We start from the raw sequence: 25,730 nt of genomic DNA, 5'->3' as shown, positions 1-25,730 counted from the left end.
AAAGCAATTGCTACTTCCCTCATTGGAGGTATTATAAAAACCCTTCAAGTGCAAATCGGGGATTATGTTAAAAAAGGGCAAGTTATTGCGACTGTCTCTAATCCGGAGTTAATAGAACTTCAAGAGGAGTACATAAGAATTAAAAGCAGCATTGAATTTGCGGAATTAGAACTTCGAAGACAAACAGAATTATATGAGGGAAACGTCGGAGCTAAGAAAAATCTGCAAAATGCTGATAAAGAGTTGAACAACCTGGTAACACGGAAAGCTTCATTACATCAACAATTAAAAATGATGGGAATCAATTCGATTTCATTATCGAATTCTAGTCTTAAAACATCTGTAGAAATTAAAACCCCTATTAGTGGAACGGTGACAAATGTTTTTGCGAAAATTGGAAGTTATGTAGATGTCTCCTTTCCTATAATTGAATTGGTTGAAAATACCAATCTACATCTAGATTTACAGGTGTTTGAGAAAGACCTTCCATTGGTTAAAATCGGGCAGAAGATAGATTTTGTCGTAACCAATAATCCTAATAAAAACCACGTAGCCGAGGTTTATAAGGTAGGTTCTTCTTTCGATACTAAGAGCAAGACCATTGCTATACATAGTAAAGTAGTGGGAGACAAAAGCGGATTGATTGATGGGATGAATGTCACAGGAATTGTAAATCTTGATAAAATGTCTAGTCCTGCTGTTCCAAGTGAAGCAATTGTGAATGCAGATGGGAAATACTATATCTTTTTGGTTAAAGGAAAGTTAGATAAGTCGGCGGTTGCTATGGAAGGGAAAAAAAGTGAGTACGATTCGAAATACACTTTACACTTTGAAAAGGTCGAAGTAGTAATTGGGACATCAGCGTTAGGTTATACAGCAGTAACGCCGGTAAATGAAATCAGAATAGGCTCTCCAATTGTTGTCAAAGGGGCATTTTTTGTAAATGCCAAGTTGAGTAATAAAGGAGAAGGGCACACGCATTAAATAGTTTTAGGATGAATAAGAAGATAGAACAGAAACTTCTGAATAAGAAGACTAATCCAACCAGTATGCGGATTTTGATATATGCTCTCTTAGAGCAACAGCAGATTGCAATGTCCTTGTCTGAAATTGAGGGTCAGTTTTATAAAGCAGATAGAGTTACTATTTACAGAACTTTGAAAACGTTCCAAGAGAAAGGAATTGTGCACAGTATTCAGGAGAATAAAATAATGAAATATATCCTGTGTGATGATGGATGCAATGAAGTAGTACATAACGATTGGCATTTACATTTCTATTGTATTAAGTGTAATCAAACGACCTGTAAGGAGGATTTTAAAATGCCTATAAATGAGAATAAACGATATCGAATTGATGAATTGAGGTTATACGGGAAAGGAATTTGTGAGCATTGTTTGTCAATAAGTTTGCAATAGCATTGCAAGCTTGCGTTGATTATATTTGTTAATGCAATTTACGAAGCACGCGACAAATTTATACAGAATGTTTAAGAAGTTGAATTGCGAATCTTGTATGGTGAGTTGTCTAGTACTAAAATGAAAAGTACGAGTAGATGAAGACCATGTGGCTAAAATATAAATGTTATGATCAATCCCAATAAAAATCCACAGGAGCTTTCTGGCAGAAAAAAGAGGGCGACATGTTGCTCCTCTGATGAAATAGAAAATACAGAAGTGAATTCGAATAGTTTGGAGCATGACGAGTATGACAATCATCCGGTCAGGGCCAACCTGATATCAATGTTCTTACCGAGTCTTATTTCGACATTGTTGTTGCTCCTTGCTGTTTGTTTTGACTACCTTTTCGAGGCTACGTGGTTCATTGGTTGGTTTCGGATTGTATGGTATATCGTTGCGTACGCGTTTGTCGGGTTTCCCGTTTTAAAGGAAGCATTTGAAAGTATGCGCAACGGGGATGTGTTTTCTGAATTCCTATTAATGGGAATTGCAACAATCGGTGCGTTCGCGATTGGGGAGTATCCTGAAGGAGTTGCCGTCATGTTATTTTATGCTGTAGGTGAAGTATTTCAGTCGTTAGCGGTGAAAAAAGCTAAAAGGAGTATCAAGTTGTTACTCGATCAACGGCCGGATGAAGTTACAGTCATGCGTAATGGTATCCCTGAAACGGTTAAAGCTGAAAATGTGATCGTTAATGAAATAGTACAATTAAAGCCGGGGGAAAAGCTAGGTCTAGATGGAAAGCTATTATCTGAAAATGCTTCATTTAATACTTCGGCATTAACTGGTGAAAGTATGCCGGATACAAAAACTAAGGGAGAAACTGTTTTTGCGGGAATGATTAACCTAAATACCGTTATACAAGTGAAAGTCACCACGCTCTATAACGACAGCAAATTGAGCAGAATTTTAGAGTTGGTACAAAATGCTAGTTCGCAAAAAGCACCCACGGAACTATTTATTCGAAAGTTCGCAAAAGTTTATACGCCTATTGTCGTATTATTAGCTGTTGCGATATGTTTATTGCCGTATTGGTTCGTAGGGGATTATCAGTTTAAAGATTGGCTATATAGGGCTTTGGTCTTTTTGGTTATTTCATGTCCTTGTGCGTTAGTGATCAGTATACCTTTAGGTTATTTTGGTGGTATTGGAGCGGCCAGTAAGAATGGAATATTGTTTAAAGGGAGTAATTTTTTAGATGCCATTGCTGGTGTTCAACATGTAGTGTTGGATAAAACAGGCACTATAACCCAAGGAGTTTTCAAAGTGCGGGAAGTGGTTTTTCAAAATGCGCTTGATAAGGTTGAATTGTTGCAACTAGTTAATGCGCTGGAAAGTCATAGCAGTCACCCTGTCGCTACTGCGATTCGTGAATTTGTAGGGGACGTAAGCTACGATATTCCGTTACGGAATGTAGAAGAAATTCCAGGTCAAGGATTAAAGGCTGAAATTCAGGGGAAAGAGTTATTAGTGGGGAATTTTAAGTTAATGGATACATTTTCTATTACGTATGATACTGATCTCAACGATATCGTTTATACCGTTATCGCGGTGGCTTATGACAATCATTATAGAGGATATATCACCATTGCAGACAGTATAAAAGACGATGCTCAACTCACTATCGATAAATTAAATGCATTGGATGTAAAAGTAACAATGCTAAGTGGTGATAAAAGCGCCGTGGTGGATTCTGTTGCCGGTGCCTTGGGAATTAAACATGCTTTTGGTGATTTATTGCCTGAAGATAAAGTAAATAAAATTAAAGAGATAAAGGCTAATAAGGAAACAGTAGCTTTTGTGGGCGACGGTGTAAACGATGCGCCTGTTATAGCGCTCAGCGATATCGGTATTGCCATGGGCAATTTGGGCAGTGACGCTACTATCGAAACGGCTGATGTCGTGATTCAAGACGATAAACCTGGTAAAATTGCCATGGCAATTGGGATCGGGAAACAGACCAAAATGATTGTTTGGCAGAATATTTCGATGGCATTCCTCGTAAAAGGCGTCGTTTTGGTCTTAGGGGCAGGTGGGATAGCCACGATGTGGGAAGCTGTGTTTGCCGATGTAGGTGTCGCGTTATTAGCGATCTTAAACGCAGTGCGTATTCAACGAATGAAATTTTAGCAATGTAGAAAGCAGATGGAAAGTGTTAAGTAAAATATACTGCAGGCAGTATTTTCGATCTTGACAGTGACCATATGAGACTTCTGAAACACATCGCGAAGAACACGACCTACATTTATAGAGAGAGTCCTAAGCCGTTGCATTGCCTTCATTTGTTTTTAAGCAGTTTGCTTACATGGCTTTCATCCGTTAAACCAAATTCAATAGCAAGTTGTTTGAGGCTAGTTTTCCCGCTACGCAACCTTTGCATAATCAAGTTCTTTCGATAGTCCCCAATGTACTTTCTCAGCGTCATGCCCGTATTCCTTCTGAAATAAGGACCTATGTACGCGGGTGTAAGATGAAAATGCGCTGCCATTATATCCGCTTTTAAATTTTTAGGTTGATAGATATGTTTATGAATATAACAAAAAACAGCCTGCATATCACGACTTCGGTTCTCACTGATTTTGATCTCTGGCATGTTCCGTTGTAGGATAGCGGATAGAGCGAGAAGTTGCATCAATATCATCTGTTCGTTTCTCAACGTATTATTTTTCATCGAAATTACCACATCGAATAAAACATCAACTGTGTGCTGATCTGTCGAGGAAAGGTTAAACCTCGAATGATGAGTTTCTTTGCTCTTGATGAGGTATTCTAGGTTTTGAACCATGTTGTGTGTAATTAGATCACCTTGGTAGATATAAGCATTAGTGAACTTCAAATAAACAAACCGTGTCTTTTCCCTAATCTCAAACCTATGCTCTTCTTCCGGGCCGATTAAGAAGATATTCCCTTGATGGTAATTAATTGGCCATGAATTAATAAAATGTATGCCTGAGCCACTCTTAATGTATATCAATTCATAGTGATTGTGCTTGTGGATAGGGTGTTTCCATTCCAGTTCCTCAAAGTCTGAAATAAGTACCGGTTCAAATTGATTATAGCGTTTCATAGATTCTTACAAAATTATCATAGTTTTCTACAATAAGCAACGATTATTTGCGCTGCATCTTTGTTAAGAGCAAAACAAATTATATGACAAATAGAAAAATTAATATAACCAATTCAAGTAGGTTAAAAGGTAAAAATACAGCGTTGGTAATTGGTGCGAATGGTGTGATCGGGAGTAATCTGATTAAACACCTTGAGGAATTAAACAATTGGAATGTCATCGGCGTTTCTCGCCGCGGCGGTATTGACACCAAAAAAACGAAATATCTTTCCGTGGATCTGCTTGACAAAGAAGACAGCCGAAAGCAATTGCAATCTTTGACTAGCGTTACCCATATTTTTTATGCCGCTTATCAAGATAAACCGTCATGGGCTGAACTAGTGTCCCCAAATCTTGTCATGCTTACAAACGTGGTTACTGAGATCGAGCATGTCGCAAAGGATTTACAACACATCAGTTTGATGCAAGGCTATAAAGTTTATGGCGCACATTACGGTACGTTTAAGACTCCCGCTAAAGAAAGCGATGCTGGACATATGCCGCCAGAGTTTAATGTTGATCAACAGCAGTATTTGGAGAGGCAACAGGTCGGGAAAAAATGGAATTGGTCCGCAATACGACCGTCAGTTGTTGGTAGTATCGCGTTAGGAAATCCGATGAATCTCGCCTTGGTAATTGCTATCTATGCCACGATATCCAAAGCGCTGGGGATACCGCTTCGATTCCCTGGTAAACCAGACGCCTATGATAAATTGATAGATTTTACGGATGCTGGTTTGTTAGCCCATGCGACAGTGTGGGCCGCAACAAATCCTGATAGTAGTAATCAAGCGTTTAATATAACCAACGGAGACTTAATACGTTGGAATGAATTCTGGCCAAAAATAGCCTCGTACTTTGATATGGAAGTAGCACCGCCAATGCCTCTACCATTGCAAACAGTTATGGCAGATAAAGCAAGTGTTTGGCAACAGATACAGGAAAAGTATAATCTGGAAAAACATAGCTATAAGGAGGTGTCAGCATGGGGATTTGGAGACTTTGTTTTTTCCTGGAATTACGATTTTTTCTCCGACGGCATGAAGGCAAGACGGATGGGATTTCATGAATTTATGGATACTGAGAAAATGTTTTTTGATCTGTTCGACGAATTTAAGCGTAAAAAAATAATCCCTTAAAAAAGATGTCAACATTAATTTGGTTATTAAAGAACGACGATCCGATGGCCTCTGATATAAAAAAACGCTTCGTCGAGTATAACGTGAATGTGTTGAATTAGTTATTATAGGTAGAGGTCTACTAAATGAGTATGAAAAGCTAAGAATCAACGATTCGATAAAATTGACAGACTTTTCGCCCTCGAGCTTATGCTTTCTGTTTTGAAAGGACATTGCACGTAACCGCGATATTCCTTCGTTTTTATTATTTAGTTGTTAGTTCAAGGCAGGAATTCTCGATTTCCTAGGCAACAATATAGACTTGTAAATAGAAAGATAAGTTTCCGTTTTTCTTAGTATGCTTTTTCCATACTGAATGGTAGTCGAAATTTGAACACTAGTTCGAATGTGATAGCTCACAATTGATTTCCGCGAAACTATTGGCTTAATTAACTAAAACACCCACGTCAAGGTTGTGTCTGTTTGTCAAAAACAGGGTTTAAACTGAAAGAAAGCGATTCGTCATCCGATCGCTTTCTTTAAAGTACCCAGCGCCGGAGTCGAACCGGCACATCCGAAGATATTGGTGTTTGAGACCAACGCGTCTACCAATTCCGCCAGCTGGGCGTGCTGTATCATTGTTTTGACGTTGCAAAGATAGTAGTTGTTTTACTTTTTCCAAAAAAAACTATTATGTTTTTAGAAAGAGTCTGATTCCTAGTTGATTTAATTTGATGTACTCGCTGTCGGCATCTACCTCACGTCATTTTTTTAAGTTAACGTTTTTTAACCTAATTTATATTAAACGATTTCATTTAAAACGATTCTATCATGTAAATGACTCAAGTTTGGAGTTGTCGTTACACCATTTAAAATGGAATAGATATGAACAAAATTATGACAATGGGTATCCTTTTCCTCGGTATGTGTTTAGCCGCCTCTGCTCAAGAAAAGATCGGTACAGACGAGGCTATTAAGCGTCCCCACCATGAACGTGTTATGGAAAATAAAAATCCTGAAGAAATCGCGAAGATTAAAACAGAACGATTAGATAAGGAACTGAAATTTACGGATGAGCAACGAGCACAGATATATGCGATTCAACTGGAGGACGCTCGAAAGTCCTTAGAATATTGGGATCAACATAAAAAGCTCCGTGAAAGCCATCGCCAAGAGATGAAAGGATCTCATGAAAAGTTACACAAAATACTAACTGAGGAGCAAAAAAAAGCTCTGAATGAAAAATTTAAAACACATAGAAAACGTAAAATGATGCACCGCCGAGGAAAACATTTAGATGCGCAACCTTTTGATAAAGTTGATCAGAAAAACGTTACACCGAGTGTTCGAGGAGTTAAGTAACGGTAATTACGGAAGATTTGTAGTTAGGTTTCATGTTAGATGGGGAGTGCTAGGAATTAGCGCTCCCTTATTGATTTACTTAATTTGTTTGATGATTTGAGTAATAAGCGGGTAGGTGTTATCTTCTAACTTCTCAAGATCTTGCCGATCAACCCATTTAGCCTCAGTGATGTCTTCCTCGAGTTGCGGCGTTAAAATTGGAGATTTGTTGACGCCCATATTGTACCAATTGGTTTGTTTTAGAACGGTTTTTCCTCGCATAGTATACATGTGGTAGCTTGTGGTTAGTTTATCTCCTAAATAATCTACCTTAATTCCGCATTCTTCTTCGACCTCTCGAACAGCGGCGCTACGCATTTTTTCGTTACCTTCTACTTTTCCTTTAGGGAGGTCCCATTTACCAAGTCTATGTATAAAAAGAAATTTGCCTTCACCATTGCGTACCAGTCCCCCAGCGGCTTTGATCACGGTGGTTTTTAGCAAAAGTGATTTAAAAACTTTGTCTATATCAGGATGGATGTACAAATAGGTGATATCTTTTGAGTTTCTATTTTTTGAGGCTTGGAAAAGTTTTTCAAGGTCAATCTCTTGTAAACCAATTGTTTGGACGATAGATAGTTTCTTTGGAAGAAAATCAGCTAAAATTAGCTGAGATTCGTTCATATAAATTTTATAAATTTGTGCCATGAATAATTTAAATGAGGTTGAACAAAAAATTGCAGAATCCTTATTGCAAATTAAAGCAATAAAATTGCAACCTAAAAACCCTTTTACTTGGGCATCGGGTTGGAACTCTCCAATTTATTGTGATAATCGTATTACATTATCGCATCCGGCAATCCGTACATATATCCGTCAGAACTTGTCACAGTTAATCCAAGATGAATTTGGCTCGGTTGATATGATATCAGGTGTGGCAACCGCTGGCATACCTCAAGGGGCGTTGGTCGCCCAAGATTTAGGGCTGCCATTTACGTATGTGCGCAGCAGTGCCAAAGGACATGGTCGTCAAAACCTGATTGAGGGAGAGGCTGTTAGTGGACAACGTGTTGTGGTAATTGAAGATTTGATATCTACTGGTAAAAGTAGTTTGCAAGCTGTTGAGGCGTTGCGTGCTGTTGGGTGTAATGTTGTTGGGTTAGTTTCAATATTTACATACGGTCTGGATATTGCAACGAAAAATTTCGCAGACGCAAAATGCCCGTTCTTCAGTTTATGTAACTACGATGCTTTAATTAAAGTAGCGGTAACTAATGGCTATGTTTTGGAATCCGATATGACGTTGCTAGAGAAGTGGCGTAGAGATCCAGAAAACTGGTTGGCAGAATAATTTTAACCAAATATTATGACAATCATTCAAAACAATATTGAAGTTCAAAAGTCCGTTGCAGAGGTTTATGCTTTCTTATCCGATTTGAATAACCATGAACAGCTGATGCCAGAAAATATCACAAACTGGTCGTCTAGTTATGACCATGCTAGCTTCACGATAAAAAATATGGCGAAACTTTCTCTGAAAATGAGTCAGCGTATTGAAAATAAAGAACTGGTTTGTGTGCCTGAGGGAGATACACCCTTTGCATTGACTTTACGTTGGAAGATCGATCAACAAGGAGCGAGTACAACAATAGCATCGTTTGTTATTGAAGCCGAACTTAACATGATGATGAAGATGATGGCCTCGGGGCCTCTTCAGAAGTTGGTAGATCACCAGGTCAATAAATTAAAGGAAATTTTAGGTTAGCGTATTAAAAAATTATATATAGCCCCAATCTGGATCCAGATTGGGGCTATGTTGTTTTATTGAATAAATGCGATTATTTTTTTCGAGCGAAGATACGTGCTTCGGGGTGATGGGGAAAAGTAAGATAGGATTAATGTCATTAATTTGGGTTGAAGACAAGAACAACGAAAGAGTTTTGTATTTTTGCTTTTCAAGTTTATAAACAATCTTTATTAGATGGAACTACATTTAAAACGCCCGTTGGCTTTTTTTGATTTAGAAACAACTGGCGTCAATATTTCTGCTGACCGCATCGTTGAACTTTGCATACTAAAGATATCTCCTGATGGTAGCGAGGACGTCTTGACAATACGTGTTAATCCGGGCATGCCTATTCCGCTCGAATCGTCGATGTTTCATGGTATCTATGACCAAGATATTAAGGATGCCCCTATATTTAAGGACATCGCTGAACAGGTCCGGGATTTTATAGGAGATGCAGATTTAGCCGGTTACAATTCTAATAAATTTGACGTTCCGATGTTGATGGAGGAGTTCCTCCGAGCCGGTGTGGATTTTTCCCTTGAAGGGCGCGCGTTTGTAGACGTACAGAATATATTCCATCAAATGGAACAGAGAACGCTTAAAGCTGCGTATAAGTTTTACTGCAATGCCGCTCTCGAGAACGCACATACTGCGGAAGCGGACGTGAGAGCGACTTATGAGGTGCTAAAAGCGCAGCTTTCAAAATACGACGGTGTGGCATTCGAAGATAAACATGGTGTTGTGAGTAAACCTGTCATCAATGACGTACCAGCTCTACATAAATTTACGAATTTGTCTAATCCGGTGGATTTCGCGGGTCGACTAGTGTATGATGTTGATGGTGATCCATGTATAAATTTTGGAAAACACAAAGGCAAGAAGGTTATTGATGTTTTTGAAGTTGAACCGAGTTATTATTCTTGGATGCAGAATGGCGACTTTCCATTGTACACTAAAAAGGTGTTAGAAAAATTATGGGGAGCATTCCGGGAGTCCAAGAAAGTTCAGCGTGAAGAGCAGAAAGCAGCGGACACACGCCCGCAGGTACAACGTCCACAAACAAATGTACAAAAGCAAAAACCTGTTGAAAAAACGCGTCCTGTGACGGACGATATGTTGAAACAACTTCAAGGTAAATTTGGTAAATAAAAAAGAGTAATTCAATAATGAGTAATACAGAAGAGATAGAACACTTACAGTGTTTGATAATTGGTTCCGGGCCGGCAGGCTATACTGCAGCGATATACGCTGCTCGCGCAGATTTACATCCCGTGATTTATACAGGGATAGTCCCTGGTGGGCAGTTAACGCAGACAACAGATGTTGACAACTTTCCTGGATATCCACAAGGTATCACAGGTCCCGTGATGATGGAAGATTTGAAAGCACAGGCAGAGCGTTTTGGAACGCAGGTACGTTTCGGTTACGCTACGGAGGTTGATTTTTCAACAGATGGCGGTATTCACAAGATTCAAATTGACGGTTCCAAATGGGTCACTGCCGACACCGTTATTATTGCGACGGGAGCTACAGCAAAATGGCTAGGTCTTCCCTCGGAAGAAAAATATAATGGCTTTGGTGTCTCAGCATGTGCAGTGTGCGATGGATTTTTCTTCAAAGGCCAAGATGTAGCGATCGTCGGTGCTGGCGATACTGCGGCTGAGGAGGCGACTTATCTAGCTAAGCTATGTCGCAAAGTGTATATGCTTGTAAGACGTGATGAATTTCGCGCTTCCAAAGCAATGGTACACCGTGTACAAAACACAGCAAATATCGAAGTACTTTATAACACCGAGACAGAAGAAATTTTAGGCGATGAACGCGGTGTCAATGCCGTACGGGTTAAAAATAATAAAACGCTACAAGAATCTGTCTTGGACGTGACTGGTTTCTTTGTAGCAATCGGTCATAAGCCGAATACAGAATTGTTTCAGAACAGCCTAGATATGGACGAAACAGGTTATTTGCTAACCAAACCAGATAGCACTGCCACTAATATTCAGGGCGTGTTCGCTTGCGGAGATGTTCAAGATCACGTGTATCGTCAGGCTATTACTGCCGCGGGAACAGGATGTATGGCAGCACTTGAGGCAGAGCGGTATTTGGCCGGTAGAGATGATTAATAGCGAATATTTAGAGAGCGAAGTTTAAAGCTTCTCTCTCTAAATAATTTGGAAGTACCTCAAAGCATTCCAAATCCCATTTTCATCCACATCATCGGTCACGTAGTCTGCGATATCTTTTACCTCGGGGTTGGCATTTCCCATAGCAACTCCAATTCCTACGTGCTTTAACATGGTTATATCGTTACCCCCGTCGCCGAAAGCCATTGTCTCATTTACATCTAGCCCGAAATACTTACAAAAAATATCAATACCGATTTGTTTACTTTGACCTTTTGGATTTACATCTGCAAATAAGGGTGTCCACCGCGAGGCAACAGAATTGGGCATTACGTTTTGCATGAACTCAGCTTCCTGTTGAGGACCGATAAAAATATTTGTCTGCAAAATACCGCTTGTGTCAACCTTATCAATTTCTACTAAGGGTGGAACAGGTAGATTTAAGTGAGCGTACATGCCTGCAATTTCGGGTGTCACATCATGAATTGTAATCTCACGTTCTGACATTAATGAGAAACTGAGCGTTTGCGATTTTGCGTAGGTTAAAATCGCATGAATATCTTTTGGATCAATTGCCTGTTTGAAGAGAATATCACCTTCCGTAGTCATACAATAACCGCCATTAAAAGTGATGTAGCCATCGAAATCAAGATATTTAATGTGATCGATACTGTTGATTGATCTTCCCGTAGATACGATTATTTTAATTCCTTTTTCTCTCAGCAATGAAATTGCTTTTTGAGTTGATTCAGGTACTTCGTGCGTTTTAAAACTTAATAAGGTACCATCGATATCGAAAAATATTGCTTTAATAACAGGTTTTTGCATGATGTAAAATTAGCAAAATGATCAGTTTAAATCGGTATATTTTGGTTAAGAATTTGTGAACATTCCTAGAAAGAAGTTGTATTAATTGAATTAACCTAATAAAGTATTTCTGGATTCTTATATTTGTTCGATAAAACAGGAATTTATTATGGAGGCAGACATTCGCACTCTTTTTATCCGCTCGATTGAGACGCATATACATCAAAAGAACTTTATTAGATTATCTCTGGGTAACTATAAGGGTATGGAACTTAATCTAAAAAATATCTACGTAAGACCGGTACAAATAAAGCGTCAATTCAAATTGAGTTTTATTTACCGATATAAGACGCGCGATATAACGAAGAATTACACAGTCGATGAGGGTTTAAATTTAATAGGGGAGCTGTTCAATGCTAGTAATTTTGCTGCATCGACGTTATTTACAACCGAAGCGAATATAACATGTCAACAAACTAAAAATAAAAATTGGACCACTAAAAGTGATAAACCAACTGGAAAATTACCTCCAGAACTTACGCACGATTATCAGAAGGAAAGAAAACTAGCGGAGGGATCTAAAAGATATCTTCACGAGTTAAAACTCACCGATGAAAAAGGGAATGTCTATAAAACAGCGCAGGACAAATGGAAGCAAATAAATCACTATATCGAACTTTTGAGTACGATGTTGAAAGACCTTCCACATCGCGATATGTTACAAGTCGTCGATATGGGGTCTGGAAAAGGATATTTAACATTTGCACTGTACGATTACTTAGTAAACATACTTGGTCGCCCTTCATCGATTGTTGGCGTGGAATACCGTGACGATCTAGTAAGTCTATGCAATCGCATTGCTGAAACTGCATCGTTTGGTAACCTGAGATTTGAAGAGGGATCAATTAATGAATATAATGCTAGTGGCCGTCTGGATATACTCATCGCTCTCCATGCCTGTGATACAGCGACTGATGACGCTATTGCCCAAGGGATTGAACATAACGCGGATTTAATTGTCGTTGCTCCCTGTTGTCACAAACAGATAAGACGAGAGATAGAGACAGCTAAAGTGGATAATGAACTTGACTTTCTTGTAAAGCACGGAATTTTTCTGGAACGGCAGGCCGAGATGGTTACGGATGGTATTCGCGCATTGATTTTGGAGTACCATGGATATCACACTAAGGTATTTCAATTTGTTTCCGATACACATACGCCGAAGAATGTGTTGATTGTCGGTGAAAAGAAATCCGTTAGTCAACAGCGTAGAGAAGAAATTCTAATGAAAATTAAAACAACAAAAATATTTTTTGGTATTACCTACCACCATTTGGAGCGTTTACTTGGCCTTGAATCTTAATGGCTCCAATGAGATAAGGTATTTTCCACTGTATCTCCGAAGTAAATTAGTTTTCCCGAATTGCTTTCCCGAATAAAATCTGATAAGTTTTTCGATCGAATTCTGCGCCAGTCGCCAAGTATTGCCAATCGAATACGATAATTCGAAAATTTTTGTAGAATTTCTCCTGCCAATTTGGTTTTTAAGTCAAAAAAGTCGGGGGTAATTAAACTCGCATTTAATATAATCGCGTCATATCCCTGATAATACATATCCCCTATTATTTGCATAGCATCGTCTAAATTATTCAATATGTGGCCAGGACTCTTTAGCTCAGCGATCTTCATATTTTGAATTTTGTGTTCAATGATTTCCATTTGATATATTTTGTAATCTGATATCTTTGATTAAAGAGAGACCTGTGCACCTATATAATAGTTCCGTTTCGCCGCCGGATTGAAATAGCGATTTCCGAACGCATTTATATCATTTCCTAAACTGTAACTTTCATTTAATAGGTTATCAACACCCGCAAAAAGATGTAATTTTATATCATTTTTCGTTAAGGGTATGTCGATACCTGTTTTAGCTTGAATCAAATTGTATGAGTTTGCATAAACAGTATTCGCATCATCTAAAGGAGAAGCTGAAACATTTCGATGATGGATATTTAAAAATATTTGACTTCCAAAGCTAAGCAAGAGATTGTTTGCGTTTACCCATTTAGGGACTGCCGTCATATCATTTCCTGAAAAATCGTCTTCACCATTAGTATAGGAGCCAAATTTATAGAAGTTACGAGACATAGATCCTTGATACACAATGTTACGTAGAATGCCGGTGTTTCTAGGTCGAAGCAAGTGGATATGTATATTCGCCTCAATTCCCTTTTGATCCATTTCCCCTGCGTTCAGATAAAATTCGGCTCCATTTTGGTCAACTTGCCTGACGATACCATTCTTCATTTGATAAGAATATACAGAGAAGTCTCCGATGACACGGCGGTCTTTGCTTTCTATGCGATAGCCCATTTCGTAATTTGTTCCAGTCTCAGCTTCTAAATCGAGGTTAATCATATTATTGGAGGAACGAACTTCGGCCAGTGTAGGCGTAGAATATCCTTTTGATATAGAAACACGCAGAGCCATTTTATCAGATAACATGTAGGAACTGGCAATTCTGGGCATCCATATTGTGCCAAAATCTATCTTTCCAGATCCTATTTCGGTTGTCATTGGGTATCTCGCGTTGTAATCAATACGTGCATGATTAAATGCTATAGAACCATCGATGTCCCAACGGCTGCTGATATTTAAGTTTGCTCGATAGAAAATGCTAGCTTGCAAGTTATCCAGATCATCTTTTGCCTGCGGAACAGTAGAAATACCGTTTTCGTTATCGTAATTATCTATTTTATTCCATCCTTTTTGAACCTCGCTACCAATCTGCATTTGCCAAGTGAAGTCTTTATTTTCGTCTTTATGGAAAGAAAGGTATGTTCTAACACCTAAATTCTTTTCATCACGGAATTCATAGTTTGTAATAAAGGGGTTTCGAAGGTCCGTATTGGATCCAAATACACTGATGTGGTGTAGAAGATGTTTAGAAAGCTCTGCTCGATGAGCGAGGCCTGCAAACCATGTTTTATTATAAATTGCTGCTTTTTGTTCCTTTGCCCCTGGTTGCGTTTTCGATGGGGGGCGTGCCATACGGGGGTTTTCGACCATCTGTTCGATCGTCAACGCGCCAGGAGTTTGATATCCCATATCTGCATATAGTAAATACAAACGAAGCATATTTTTTGTCGTGTAGTTCCATTGATGGGCAGTTTGAAAAGTTTTTTTGTTAAGTGCGCTGTGTTCTCTATAACCATCTGATCGAACGAACGATTGATCGAATGAAAATTGATACTTTTCGTTCACCTTTCGTTGTATCGATAATTGCTCATTAAATGATCCGTAGGAACCGCCGCTCAAGGTTAACGCTATTTGATCATCTAGCTTTCCAAAACCCTTTGGACGGATCCGGATAACACCAGAAGAGTTCGCTCCGAACAGGGAGCCGTCGGGTCCTTTAAGTATGTGTATGGAAGAAATCGACTGCGGGTCAATTAAGTTTATATAGGTATTACCCCCAGCGTCAGTAAGAGGAAAATCATCAATGTATATCTTCGTATTTCTAACTCCGAATGGTGACCGGATCATACTTCCGCGAAGGGCCAGTCTATAACTCCCTGGCGAACGTTCTTCGAACCGGATACCCGGTACACTATTGAAAGCAGAAACGAGCGTATTCGGTTGTTGGGAAGTTATGTCGCGCTGATTTAATGTGTTAGCCGAAGAGGTTAGGCCGACAAGTGGTTGGTCGCCAAAATAAGCGTCAATCGTTATAGGAGCAATGGCGGTCGTGTCCTTATATTGTTGGGAGAAACTCGTATTCCCCGACAATATAAAAGTAGCAAGAAGTAATTTTCGGAACATAATAAAAATAGTATTCAGCTGATTTTGCCGGCTAAGATACAAAATTGTGAGATCGTTCGGTTTTTAATCTTCGAAAGTTAGAGGGGGCGTCGTTAGAAGGCTTCATTTAACCCTAAAAAAAGCCCATGTTGGCCATACTTTCCGAAAGCATAGTCAATGCATAAATTTGTACGTGTTGCTTTATTAAACAGTAGTCGGATACCACCTCCGGCAGCGGGTTGCCAATGTTGGAAAAGCTTTGTCCCAACTGGGTCACTTGCGGTTTGGATATTTGCGAAAACAACGCCACTGAGAAATTGATTCCGAAGGATGGGGAATCGGTATTCAACTTCGGAGTACGCGTATGAGCGGCCACGAAAATAGCCGTTGGTGTATCCTCTACCGCTTCGGGCGTACGTGTCTTTTCCTGTTCCAGGGAGATCGAGGTATGCTAGATCTCCGTTTAGACCGTAAGATCCCCAATACCAAAAAGCTAATACGTGGTTTGGACGTAATTTGGAGAGTTGCCAATATTTTCTAAAGTCCGTTTGAAGCTGAAGGACGTTTTGTGCGCTTCCAAGCCATGTTTGGCTCATTCGTAGTACGACATCTGAATATATTCCCTTATAAGCACTATTAGGGTTATCTCGAGTCATATATTGGATGTTCATCATCAACCCGTTATTGTTGTAGTTTTCATTATTATAGCCTTTGCTCGCGCTGTAGATATCTAGTGGGTTCAGTTCTTGATTACCTAACGTTTTAATTTTCCGTTTGAGCTCAAAGAACACACCGGCACCAACGAACATTCCTGGAAACAAATTTTTATATAAACGCTCGTTGACACTGTAAACTGTAAATTCGTTTACATAGCGTTTTCGCTCAGGATTATTAATAGTTTGTACTTCTGGATCATCTGTTTCGATTGTATTTCCAATCCCTAAACCATAATCTAAAGCGACGCTTTTTGCAACAATTAGTCCCCCTTTGATGTTCCATTTATTTTCTTTGGTGTAAGTGTCATGTGCAACGTACCCATAGATAATGCCTCTTGTTGTGTAACTCAACGCCGTCGCGAAAGTCGACATGCTTGTCGTATTAGGATCGCCCAAATAAACCCCTCCAACAACCTTGGCTCCGATTTGAAAACCAATACTAGGATTGTAGTTTAAATTGGGTAGGATGGATATACCCGATCTTTTTTTTGCGACTTTTTTGGACGTATCTCGGCGAATGAAACGGCTGATATCTTTAATGCCGTCACTAATGTCATACAGACTCTGTTTTTTCGGGACGGTATCGATCGCAGTATTCAGAGTTGTGTCTTTTAGAATAACTTGCTGTGCATATGTGCAAAAGCATAATAACAGCATTACGGACGCCAGAAGATATTTGTACATAGATTATTTTTAGCAAACACTAAAATTAACAACTCGGGTTAATAGTTGTTTGCTAATATACTTTATTTTGAGAAGCTCTGAAAATTGATGATTCCCTAACCTTTTATTAGTGGAGCGTAACTTTAAACTACATGCTTTTCCAATCGGAACGTAGTGTATACATCAAAATAAATAACCATTGAGGTATGTTAGTCAGCTTCTAAAAGTTGTTGTTCGTGGAGATCATAATATTCGCCGCCTAGGTTTAGAAGTTGTTCGTGGGTACCCTGCTCTATGATTCGTCCCTGTTCAATCACAAGAATTTGATCAGCATTTTTGATGGTCGATATTCGATGTGCGATAAATATTGTAGTCTTCCCTTTCATGATACGACTTAAGTTTCGAAGAATATCTTCTTCAGTCTTCGTATCAACAGCCGATAAACAGTCATCAAATATCAAAATTTTGGGGTCTTTAATTAATGCCCGTGCGATTGAAATACGTTGTTTTTGACCTCCTGACAGAGTTATACCTCGTTCGCCAATTGAAGTTTGAAAGCCCTCTTCGAAGTCAATAATATTGTTGTAGACCGCTGCATCCTTCGCAGCCTTTTCTACGCGGTCCATCTCAAGACTGTCTAGCCCGAAAGCAATATTATTGGCAATTGTGTCAGAGAACAAGAAAACCTGCTGCGGTACGAAGCCTATTTGTTGGCGTAGACTTCCCGTTTTGATCGCGGGAACAGGTGTGTCGTCATAGTGTATACTGCCTTTATCAGGATCGTACATCCTTAATAATAAGTTTGCCAACGTAGATTTACCAGACCCAGTTCTACCAATAATTGCTAAGGTTTTCCCTTGTGGAATATGAAAGGAGAGATTGTCTATCGCTTTAATGCCTGTCTCAGGGTATGTAAACGATAAGTTTTTAACCCTTATATCGCCCTTTAGATCGTGCTCTAGATGTCCCTCTGGGATTTCAGACGTCGTTTTTAAAAATTCATTTATTCGTTTTTGTGATGCAGCTGCACGTTGAATAAGTGAAGTTACCCAGGCAAGAGACATTGCAGGAAAAGTTAGTTGATTCACATAAATGATGAATTCTGCAATGTTACCTGCAGTAATTGCTCCATTGTTCACCTCGATACCACCAATATATACTGTAATAATCGTGCTAAATCCAACTAAAAAGATAATTAAGGGAAAGAAGATCGCTTGAATTTTAACCAAATCTAAAGACACCTTATTGTAAGTATTACTTTCCGTTGCGAAAAGATCCATTTTCTGTTTTTCTTGATTGTAACTTTTAACAACTCGGATTCCGGAAAATGTTTCTTGGACGAATGAGGACAGTGTCGAAAGCTGTCTTTGGATACGCTCACTACGTTGATTAATGATTTTATTAACAAATAAAATGATGATCGATAGGACAGGGATAGGAAGAAGTGCATAGGTCGCCAGCGTTGCATTTACGTCATACATTGCATAAATCACCATAATCGATAGAACCACTGTATTTATTGCATACATGATTGCAGGGCCCAAATAATTTCGAACGTGGTTCACATCTTCAGTGGCTCGGTTCATCATGTCACCAGTGTTATTTTTTCTAAAGAATGAAAAATCAAGGTCCTGATAATGCTGATAAATTTCGTTTTTCAGATCGTATTCGATATGTCTTGAAGTAAGTATGATCGTTTGACGCATAAAAAACAAGAAGATGCCACGTGCTAAAGATAAAGCTAAAACGACAAGACCAAAAAAGAGGAGGCTGCTACTAAAAACTTGATAAACCAGGTCTTGGCGATCAAAACCATCATACAACCGGTACAAATCGATATTCTCTTTTACAAGGTCAAAAGCTTCACGGATTACTTTTGCCGGCAATATGCCGAAATAGTTCGAAGCGATTACAAAGAGTATTCCTGGGATGAGTTTCCAACGGTATTTATAGAAGTATTTATTTAGATACGCTAGCTCTTTCATGTGTAGACAAATGTAACGCTAAAATATTGAAAATAGTTGGTTGCGTTTGTCGGCAAAATATAATATTTCCTATAGGGGCTACTCCAGTCGAATACCAGAATCATTTTTTGAGTACAAGGCTTCTTTGTCTTTGAGGGCATATTTTCCCAGTATTTACGGTTAAAAACCTTTCCTGTTGTTAACGAAGGATTAATTTAAGAAGTTACAGAAGTGCGGATATTAGAAATATTGCAAGGAATAAAATTGGGTGAAAAAAATATTTCATACTTTTGCAAAGTATAATTTAAAAGACACTCGGATTTATTGAACGTTATGGATGTAAGCAATTCGTCAGTTTTCGAAAAGATGGGCAAATCAGACCATCAGAATCTATTTTTTTGCCATGACAAAGCCGTCGGCTTGCAAGGGATTGTTGCAATCCATGATACAACACTCGGACCCGCTATCGGTGGCGTTCGTATGTTACCTTATGAATCTATTTCCGATGCGGTGGATGATGCCTTGCGTTTATCGGAGGCTATCACACATAAGGCAGCTTTGGCTGGGCTGAATTTAGGTGGCGGAAGTGCCATTATTATTGGAAACAATCGCACGGACAAAACCGAGGTTTTGATGCGTCGTTTTGGTCAATTTATCCAGGGACTTAATGGCAATTTTATCGCGTCGACAGATATAGGGACTACACCTAAAGATCTGGAATATATGCTTTCGGAGACAAACTATGTTGCAGGACTTCCTTCTTCGCTTAACGGAGGTGGGGATACGACAATATTTGCCGCTCGCGGCGTTTTTTATGGTATAAAGGCAGCGATAAAAGAATTATATGGTGATGATAGTTTAGCTGGACGCAAAATCGCTGTACAGGGGGTAGGTAGTGTTGGAGAGCAATTAGTCTCGATGCTTCGCGCTGAAAATGCCCGTGTTTATGTATCGGATATGACGGAAGAACGTAAAATGAAGGTAGCTGCTAAATATAAAGCGGAGCCTATCACTTATTCTTCAAGTTTTGAACTTGATGTCGATGTATACGCGCCTTGCGCTTTAGGCGGTACTGTAAATCCGGAAACAGTCCCGCGTATGCGTTGTAAAATTATTGCTGGTTCTGCGAATAATCAGCTTAAAGACGAGGAAGAGACCAACGTATTGTTGAAACAACATGACATCCTTTATACGCCGGACTTTTTAATTAATTCAGGTGCTTTAATTAGTTGTTTTTCAGAACTTGAAGGTTACGGTAACGACCGAACGGAATCATTAGTGAAAAACATTTATAACGCAACCCGCCACGTGATTCAAAAGTCGAAGGAAGATAATATTACAACATATCAAGCAGCTAAACAAATCGCAGAAAAGCGTATCTTTGACATTAAGTTGTTAAAAAGGTAACTTATTAATAAAGTATAATATCGTTCTTATTTATATACAATCGTTCTTTAAATTTAATTATGCTTAATAGAAGGCACCTGCGGGTGAAAGTAATGCAAACGCTATATGCGTACAGTTTATCTGAAGATAAACAAATCAAGGATTTTGAAAAAGCACTTTTTAAAAGTGTTGATGAGGTCAACCAAATGTATATATGGGCACTGAATCTTTTAGATGAGGTAGCTGAATATGTATTAATAGACGCAGAAGGAAGAGCAAATAAGTTTTTACCGACAGAGAAAGACAAAGTTTATACAACAAAACTAAACACAAATAGTTTTATCGAATCCTTGAGGCAAAATAGGGCATATTTAGAGAACGTAAAAAAATATGATGTGTCTTGGTCTTTTGATCCGGAAATAGTACGTTCTATTTTTGCAGAACTGAAAGTGTCCGAAGAGTATTTAGCGTATCTAAAACAAGATGACCGCTCAATTGCTGCAGAGAAAGATATTATCAAATATATTTTTAAGAAAATTATTTTGAAATCTGCAGATGTTGACCAAGTGTTCGAAACCAAATTTATCAATTGGCCAGTGGACAAGGAGGTGCTTCAGGCGATGGTCGCAAAAACATTCAAGAATTTTAGCAGTGAAAACCCATCGCAAAATCAGCTCGCTAACTTAACTCCGAATTGGGACGAGGACAGTGAATATATTGTTGATTTGTTAAGATTGACCATTCGCAACACAAAGGAGTTCCAAGATATGATTTCGGTGAAAACTAAAAATTGGGAAGCTGATCGTATTGCACTGGTCGATAATCTTTTAATGCAGATGGCAATTTGTGAATTGATCAGTTTTCCAACGATTCCAGTAAAAGTAACGATTAACGAGTATATTGAGCTTTCAAAGGCATTTAGTACGGTGAAAAGTAATACATTTATTAACGGGATTCTCGATAAGATATTAGCTGAGTTAACACAGCAAGATCGAATCCAAAAAGAGGGTAGAGGATTAAAAGGGTAAAAATATGCGTATTTTGAAATTAAGTGTCGTCAGTTTCGTAGTTATGGTGTTGATTTCTTGTGGAAATAGCGATAAGCAAACAGCACAGTCGTCAGATAGTATTGAAAATTCTGGAGATCAAGTTATGGGGGGTAAAATTGAGTTTGTAGAAAGTGAATTTGATTTTGGCGTTGTAAAAGAGGGGGAAGTGGTGGAGCATGTTTATGAATTTACCAATACGGGTACCACTCCGATTATTTTAGGAAGAGTATCAGCCTCTTGCGGTTGTACGACACCATCCTATACGCAAACGCCTATACTTCCTGGGAAGCAGGGAGAAGTGAAGGTAAGTTTCAATAGCGACGGACAGGTTGGTAAGCAACAAAAAATTGTAACGGTTGTGTCCAATGCAGAAAATAATATCACGACAATCCAGCTAAAAGGCGAGGTAACACCCAACTAAGTATCATTTCATTTTTTAGTCGGTAGATTGGTTTACTTTCCTTACTTTTGAGAGAAAAGAATTGAATTTTAATTTTTAAATATGATGACAACATTATTGCAAGCTGCGCCAAGTGGTGGTGGGCTGATGAGTTTCCTTCCCATGATTCTAATCATTGTAGTATTTTACTTCTTTATGATTAGACCACAAATGAAAAAACAAAAGGATCACAAGAAATATATAGAAGAACTGGATGTAAATTCGAAAATTGTAACTACAGCGGGAATCCACGGAAGGATCGTCGAAGTTAGTGAAACCACATTTTTAGTTGACGTTGGATCTAATGTAAAAATGCGTTTCGACAAATCTGCAGTGGCTTTAGATGCGTCAAAAGCAGCTAACGGAGATACTGTTAAGAAGTAATTTTACTTTTAATTGAAAGTACCTAGAGGGACTTCTCATCGTGAGCGGTCCCTTTTTTTGAATTTCCTGTGACCGGATCCCCCCGACTAATAAGCTACATTAAACTCGGATGATTTACTATATTTGTGAATATGTCTCAGCCTCGAATTAGCAAACTTAAACGGCGCAAGATTGCAATATTTATACGTTGTATAGGTATTTCTTTTGTTGCTTGGCTTTTATTTGCAGTATCAAGTATACATACCTATTACATGAAGGCGGCGATTTCATACGTAAATATTCCGGAACAACGTGCATTCCATCCCTTGCAATCTGATACAGTGAACGTTAGATTGAATATGAGTGGGTGGAAGATATTTTTAAGCAAGCTTAATCCAGATACACCGCAGATTCAAGTCGATCTAAGTGGACTAAAAACACGGAACTTTATCGTATTTACCAATCAGTTAGGCTATATTAATCGACAGTTTCCGGTAGAAAATAAAGTTGTAGCGGTGTCACCTGATACGTTATTTTTCGATTTTTCCAAACAGACTCAACGTAAGGTTCCCGTCCGACCAGTTTACGATATAGATTTCAAGAAACAGTATGGTATTGTCGGAGAAACAAGATCAAATCCCGAATATGTCACAGTTACTGGTCCTATGGAAGATGTGGCAAATATAGAATTTCTAGAGACTGACACTATACGCGGGAAGGAAGTTAGCGCTGACATTCGTACGGTTGCGTATTTGAATAAGCACCACAAGACAAATATTACCATCTATCCAACATTTTCAGAAGTCACTATTCCAGTGGGTGAAGTAACCGAAAAGGTTGTTGAACTCCCGTTGAGGATTGAAAACGCAAACCGCTACACTTCGGTGCGTACGTTGCCTAGCAAAATTAAAGTCACTTTTCTTGTGTCGTTGAAGGATTATAATAAGTGGTCTTCACGGGATTTTGAAGCAATTGTGGATATGGAAAACTGGGAAAAAAATAAAGTTGCCAATTTACCCGTTATCATCACGAAGGTGCCTGATTTTTCGCATGTTATTAGTATAGAACCACAGAATGTCGATTTTTTCGTAAGAAAATAACTATGAAATTGAAAGTTGGAATAACAGGAGGTATAGGTTCTGGAAAAAGTTATGTAGCAAAGGTGTTTAAAGCATTAGGTGTGCCGTTTTACGATGCGGATAAACACGCTAAAGAACTTATGAATACCAATGCGGAGATAAAATGTAAATTAGTCGATATTTTCGGGACCCAAGTATACCAGGAAGATGGGTTGTTGGATAGGGCATTTCTTTCTTCTATTGTATTTGATAACGAAGAAAGGTTAAAACTTTTAAATTCCGTTGTACATCCCGTAGTGATTGCAGAAGCATTAAAATGGTCCGAAGCGCAAACATTTGATTATTCACTGAAAGAAGCTGCGCTACTGTTTGAAAGCGGCTCTTACAAGACGTTGGATTTTACAGTTCTAGTTACCGCACCGCAAGAACTAAAAATTCAGCGTGTGATGGCGCGAGATGGTGTTACTCGTGAACAGGTTATAAGCAGGATTTCAGCCCAGATGGCAGATGAAGAAAAGATGAGACTTGCAGATTTTACTATCGTTAACGATGGTGTCCGAGCGCTTCTGCCTCAAGTATTATGGCTACACGAACGCCTATTAAAAGAATCAAGATCATGCTCGAAATAATTGACGACTTTGTCGTGAAATGTGATGCCGGTTATTACTGTCGTTATGGTGACTTCTATATTGATGCAATGAAGCCCGTCCAAAGGAATGTTGTATCGCATGCACACGGTGATCACGCGACAACGGGACATCAATTGATAGTTGCCACGCAAGCTACCTTGGCTTTTATGCGAAATAAATTTTCAAAGATTTCTGAGAAAACCCTAAAGCAGGTAGATTTCGGTGAACGGTTTACATTTGGCGGCGTGGATATTCATCTCATACCGGCTGGGCATATCCTCGGTTCGGCGCAGATATTAATGGTTTATAAAGGAGTACGGTACCTATATACCGGTGATTATAAAATGCAGGAGGATGCTACTTGTGAGCAAATAGAAATTATAGAAACAGATGTGTTGATTACCGAAACTACATTTGCGAATCCCAATACGAAGCATCCGGATATTAAGAATGAGATCCTTAAAATGAAGGATCGCTCGAGCAACATTATGCTTGGTTGTTACACTTTAGGTAAAGCCCAGCGTCTAACAGCGCTAATTAATCAGCATCTTCCGGAGCGAGAAGTATTGGTACATCATAAGATGTACGCTGTTCATAAAATATACCAAGAGCTGGGTAAGGTACCACTAAAATATACATTGTATAATCGTAAATCAATGCGAGAAGGTGCGGCAAATAAAATTTATCTCGTTCCGCCCCTTACCTTTAATAGTTATTTTAAAGCGAAGAACGTACTCAAAGCATTTGCCTCTGGCTGGGAGCGATTACAAAAGCAAAATGATATAGAACTTTATATATCAGATCACGTTGATTGGGATGATTTGTTGCGATATATAACACTTGTAGCACCAAAACAGGTTTGGACGATACATGGAGATGGTCGAGAGTTGAAGTTATTTTTAGCAGATAAGTTGCTCGTTCGAGATATTATTCACTCTAGCAAGTAGCTTCGGCATTGTTGTTGTGAGTTGTTCTATTCACAAATACGGCTGATTATGAATAAATTCTTTAGAGCGTTAATTGCAGGATGGGGAGCTAAAAAGCTTGGTGGCGGATGTTTAGGAACAATAGTGGTTTTTATAATAATCTATTATTTGTTAGGCTACCTTTCGTAATCTCAAGAAATGGATCTGTAGGAAGAACAAAGGACAAATCTTTACTTTTTTGTCCTTTGTTCTTTCATATCCAATTCAGATAAATAAGGCCGTTTATTAATGCTTAAAATGTCTCACACCTGTGATGACCATGGCGATATTTTTTTCGTTTGCCATTTCCACCGATAACTTGTCTTTAATTGATCCACCCGGCTGAAGGACGGCTTTTACTCCAGCATTACCCGCAATTTCAACGCAATCAGGGAAAGGGAAAAATGCGTCAGACGCCATCACACTACCGTTGATATCAAAACCAAAAGATTCTGCTTTTTCGATCGCTTGTTTTAATGCGTCAACCCGTGAGGTTTGACCGACACCAGATGCAATCAGTGTTCCATTCTTTGCAAACACAATTGTATTTGATTTAGTATGCTTGACTATTTTGTTCGCAAAATAAAGATCTTCTAACTGTTCAGCAGTAGGTTTGGTATCGGTCACAGTTTGCATGTCTACAGGACCTTCTACGGTAAGATCCTTATCTTGTAGAATAACTCCGTTTAATAAAGTCTTAAATTGTTCTGTAGGAAGTTGTATTTCCTTGCGACGCAGAATGATACGATTCTTTTTTCCGGTTAGCACGGCAAGCGCTTCGGGAGAGTATGAAGGAGCAATCAATACTTCAAAGAATAAGTTGTTAATGTCTGTAGCTGTGTCTTCATCTATTTCACCATTAGTTATCAATACTCCGCCGAAAGCAGAGACTGGATCACACGCTAAAGCATCAATCCACGCCTGTTTTACTG

The 25,730-nt window shown here is 38.8% G+C and carries 24 protein-coding genes, 1 tRNA gene and 1 pseudogene; 17 read left to right on the top strand and 9 right to left on the bottom strand.

Going from position 1 to position 25,730, the window contains the following annotated elements:
* The 3 genes from HP439_RS07705 to HP439_RS07695 all read left to right on the top strand — a co-directional run.
* On the top strand, positions 1-984 hold a 984-nt coding region (locus HP439_RS07705; RefSeq protein WP_172389759.1), incomplete at its 5' end, for an efflux RND transporter periplasmic adaptor subunit.
* 11 nt (positions 985-995) lie between these two features.
* The gene (locus HP439_RS07700; RefSeq protein WP_172389758.1) at positions 996-1,418 is read left to right on the top strand and encodes a Fur family transcriptional regulator; all 423 of its coding nucleotides are present in this window, start codon (positions 996-998) and stop codon (positions 1,416-1,418) included.
* A 168-nt stretch (positions 1,419-1,586) separates the two neighbouring features.
* Positions 1,587-3,590, top strand: coding sequence for a heavy metal translocating P-type ATPase (locus tag HP439_RS07695; RefSeq protein ID WP_172389757.1), 2,004 nt, complete (start codon positions 1,587-1,589; stop codon positions 3,588-3,590).
* Positions 3,591-3,738: 148 nt separating this feature from the next.
* Here HP439_RS07695 and HP439_RS07690 read toward each other — a convergent pair whose 3' ends face one another.
* Positions 3,739-4,527, bottom strand: a complete 789-nt coding sequence (locus tag HP439_RS07690; protein ID WP_172389756.1) for a helix-turn-helix domain-containing protein — start codon at positions 4,525-4,527, stop codon at positions 3,739-3,741.
* A gap of 83 nt (positions 4,528-4,610) precedes the next feature.
* Between HP439_RS07690 and HP439_RS07685 the strand changes: the two genes are divergently transcribed.
* Positions 4,611-5,705 carry an SDR family oxidoreductase gene (locus HP439_RS07685; RefSeq protein ID WP_172389755.1) on the top strand — a complete coding sequence of 365 codons (1,095 nt, stop codon included), beginning with the start codon at positions 4,611-4,613 and terminating at the stop codon, positions 5,703-5,705.
* Between the two features lie 524 nt (positions 5,706-6,229).
* Here HP439_RS07685 and HP439_RS07680 read toward each other — a convergent pair.
* Positions 6,230-6,311 (bottom strand) — tRNA-Leu (locus HP439_RS07680).
* Between the two features lie 258 nt (positions 6,312-6,569).
* Between HP439_RS07680 and HP439_RS07675 the strand changes: the two genes are divergently transcribed.
* Complete coding sequence (locus HP439_RS07675; RefSeq protein ID WP_172389754.1) at positions 6,570-7,046, top strand: hypothetical protein; 477 nt, start codon at positions 6,570-6,572, stop codon at positions 7,044-7,046.
* 75 nt (positions 7,047-7,121) lie between these two features.
* Here HP439_RS07675 and HP439_RS07670 read toward each other — a convergent pair whose 3' ends face one another.
* Positions 7,122-7,709, bottom strand: a complete 588-nt coding sequence (locus HP439_RS07670) for an NUDIX hydrolase (RefSeq protein WP_246229300.1) — start codon at positions 7,707-7,709, stop codon at positions 7,122-7,124.
* Positions 7,710-7,731: 22 nt separating this feature from the next.
* Between HP439_RS07670 and pyrE the strand changes: the two genes are divergently transcribed.
* The 4 genes from pyrE to trxB all read left to right on the top strand — a co-directional run bounded on the left by pyrE (position 7,732) and on the right by trxB (position 10,937).
* The gene (pyrE, locus tag HP439_RS07665) at positions 7,732-8,376 is read left to right on the top strand and encodes an orotate phosphoribosyltransferase (RefSeq protein WP_172389752.1); all 645 of its coding nucleotides are present in this window, start codon (positions 7,732-7,734) and stop codon (positions 8,374-8,376) included.
* Between the two features lie 15 nt (positions 8,377-8,391).
* Complete coding sequence (locus HP439_RS07660; RefSeq protein ID WP_172389751.1) at positions 8,392-8,790, top strand: SRPBCC family protein; 399 nt, start codon at positions 8,392-8,394, stop codon at positions 8,788-8,790.
* A 216-nt stretch (positions 8,791-9,006) separates the two neighbouring features.
* Positions 9,007-9,963: a 3'-5' exonuclease gene (locus HP439_RS07655; RefSeq protein ID WP_172389750.1), complete on the top strand. Its 957-nt coding sequence runs from the start codon at positions 9,007-9,009 to the stop codon at positions 9,961-9,963.
* Positions 9,964-9,980: 17 nt separating this feature from the next.
* Positions 9,981-10,937 carry a thioredoxin-disulfide reductase gene (gene trxB, locus HP439_RS07650; protein ID WP_172389749.1) on the top strand — a complete coding sequence of 319 codons (957 nt, stop codon included), beginning with the start codon at positions 9,981-9,983 and terminating at the stop codon, positions 10,935-10,937.
* Between the two features lie 39 nt (positions 10,938-10,976).
* On the opposite strand, the gene HP439_RS07645 is transcribed toward trxB, so the two are convergent.
* Positions 10,977-11,765 carry a Cof-type HAD-IIB family hydrolase gene (locus HP439_RS07645; RefSeq protein ID WP_172389748.1) on the bottom strand — a complete coding sequence of 263 codons (789 nt, stop codon included), beginning with the start codon at positions 11,763-11,765 and terminating at the stop codon, positions 10,977-10,979.
* Positions 11,766-11,913: 148 nt separating this feature from the next.
* Between HP439_RS07645 and HP439_RS07640 the strand changes: the two genes are divergently transcribed.
* Positions 11,914-13,107 carry a class I SAM-dependent methyltransferase gene (locus HP439_RS07640; RefSeq protein ID WP_172389747.1) on the top strand — a complete coding sequence of 398 codons (1,194 nt, stop codon included), beginning with the start codon at positions 11,914-11,916 and terminating at the stop codon, positions 13,105-13,107.
* Here HP439_RS07640 and HP439_RS07635 read toward each other — a convergent pair.
* The 4 genes from HP439_RS07635 to HP439_RS07620 form a co-directional block, all read right to left on the bottom strand.
* On the bottom strand, positions 13,104-13,463 hold the full coding sequence (locus tag HP439_RS07635) for a DUF4180 domain-containing protein (RefSeq protein WP_172389746.1): 360 nt from the start codon (positions 13,461-13,463) through the stop codon (positions 13,104-13,106). The two genes, HP439_RS07640 and HP439_RS07635, sit on opposite strands and share 4 nt — an antisense overlap.
* A gap of 30 nt (positions 13,464-13,493) precedes the next feature.
* Positions 13,494-15,566 (bottom strand): TonB-dependent receptor, encoded by a 2,073-nt coding sequence (locus HP439_RS07630; RefSeq protein ID WP_172389745.1) that lies wholly within the window; start codon positions 15,564-15,566, stop codon positions 13,494-13,496.
* 92 nt (positions 15,567-15,658) lie between these two features.
* Complete coding sequence (locus HP439_RS07625) at positions 15,659-16,945, bottom strand: BamA/TamA family outer membrane protein (RefSeq protein WP_172389744.1); 1,287 nt, start codon at positions 16,943-16,945, stop codon at positions 15,659-15,661.
* A gap of 188 nt (positions 16,946-17,133) precedes the next feature.
* Complete coding sequence (locus tag HP439_RS07620; RefSeq protein WP_172389743.1) at positions 17,134-18,909, bottom strand: ABC transporter ATP-binding protein; 1,776 nt, start codon at positions 18,907-18,909, stop codon at positions 17,134-17,136.
* A gap of 312 nt (positions 18,910-19,221) precedes the next feature.
* Between HP439_RS07620 and HP439_RS07615 the strand changes: the two genes are divergently transcribed.
* From HP439_RS07615 to HP439_RS07585, 7 genes are all read left to right on the top strand, one after another.
* Positions 19,222-20,295: a Leu/Phe/Val dehydrogenase gene (locus HP439_RS07615; protein ID WP_172389742.1), complete on the top strand. Its 1,074-nt coding sequence runs from the start codon at positions 19,222-19,224 to the stop codon at positions 20,293-20,295.
* A 59-nt stretch (positions 20,296-20,354) separates the two neighbouring features.
* Positions 20,355-21,302: a transcription antitermination factor NusB gene (gene nusB / locus HP439_RS07610; protein ID WP_172389741.1), complete on the top strand. Its 948-nt coding sequence runs from the start codon at positions 20,355-20,357 to the stop codon at positions 21,300-21,302.
* A gap of 4 nt (positions 21,303-21,306) precedes the next feature.
* Entirely contained in the window at positions 21,307-21,744 is a 438-nt protein-coding gene (locus HP439_RS07605; protein WP_172389740.1) for a DUF1573 domain-containing protein, read from the top strand.
* Positions 21,745-21,825: 81 nt separating this feature from the next.
* Entirely contained in the window at positions 21,826-22,146 is a 321-nt protein-coding gene (gene yajC / locus HP439_RS07600; RefSeq protein ID WP_172389739.1) for a preprotein translocase subunit YajC, read from the top strand.
* A gap of 131 nt (positions 22,147-22,277) precedes the next feature.
* Positions 22,278-23,225, top strand: a complete 948-nt coding sequence (locus HP439_RS07595) for a CdaR family protein (RefSeq protein WP_172389738.1) — start codon at positions 22,278-22,280, stop codon at positions 23,223-23,225.
* A gap of 2 nt (positions 23,226-23,227) precedes the next feature.
* A complete protein-coding gene (gene coaE, locus HP439_RS07590) occupies positions 23,228-23,833 on the top strand; it encodes a dephospho-CoA kinase (protein ID WP_172389737.1) in 606 nt (201 codons plus the stop codon).
* Positions 23,821-24,780 carry an exonuclease gene (locus HP439_RS07585; RefSeq protein WP_172389736.1) on the top strand — a complete coding sequence of 320 codons (960 nt, stop codon included), beginning with the start codon at positions 23,821-23,823 and terminating at the stop codon, positions 24,778-24,780. The genes coaE and HP439_RS07585 overlap by 13 nt, the downstream gene beginning before the upstream one ends.
* 264 nt (positions 24,781-25,044) lie before the next feature.
* Here the strand turns inward: HP439_RS07585 and HP439_RS07580 are convergent.
* Positions 25,045-25,730: pseudogene (locus tag HP439_RS07580) on the bottom strand (bifunctional phosphoribosylaminoimidazolecarboxamide formyltransferase/IMP cyclohydrolase); the annotation flags it as partial.

This window comes from Sphingobacterium shayense (genome assembly GCF_013179575.1).
Classification (GTDB): Bacteria; Bacteroidota; Bacteroidia; order Sphingobacteriales; family Sphingobacteriaceae; genus Sphingobacterium; species Sphingobacterium shayense.
This window is presented reverse-complemented; position numbering and strand designations above follow the sequence as displayed.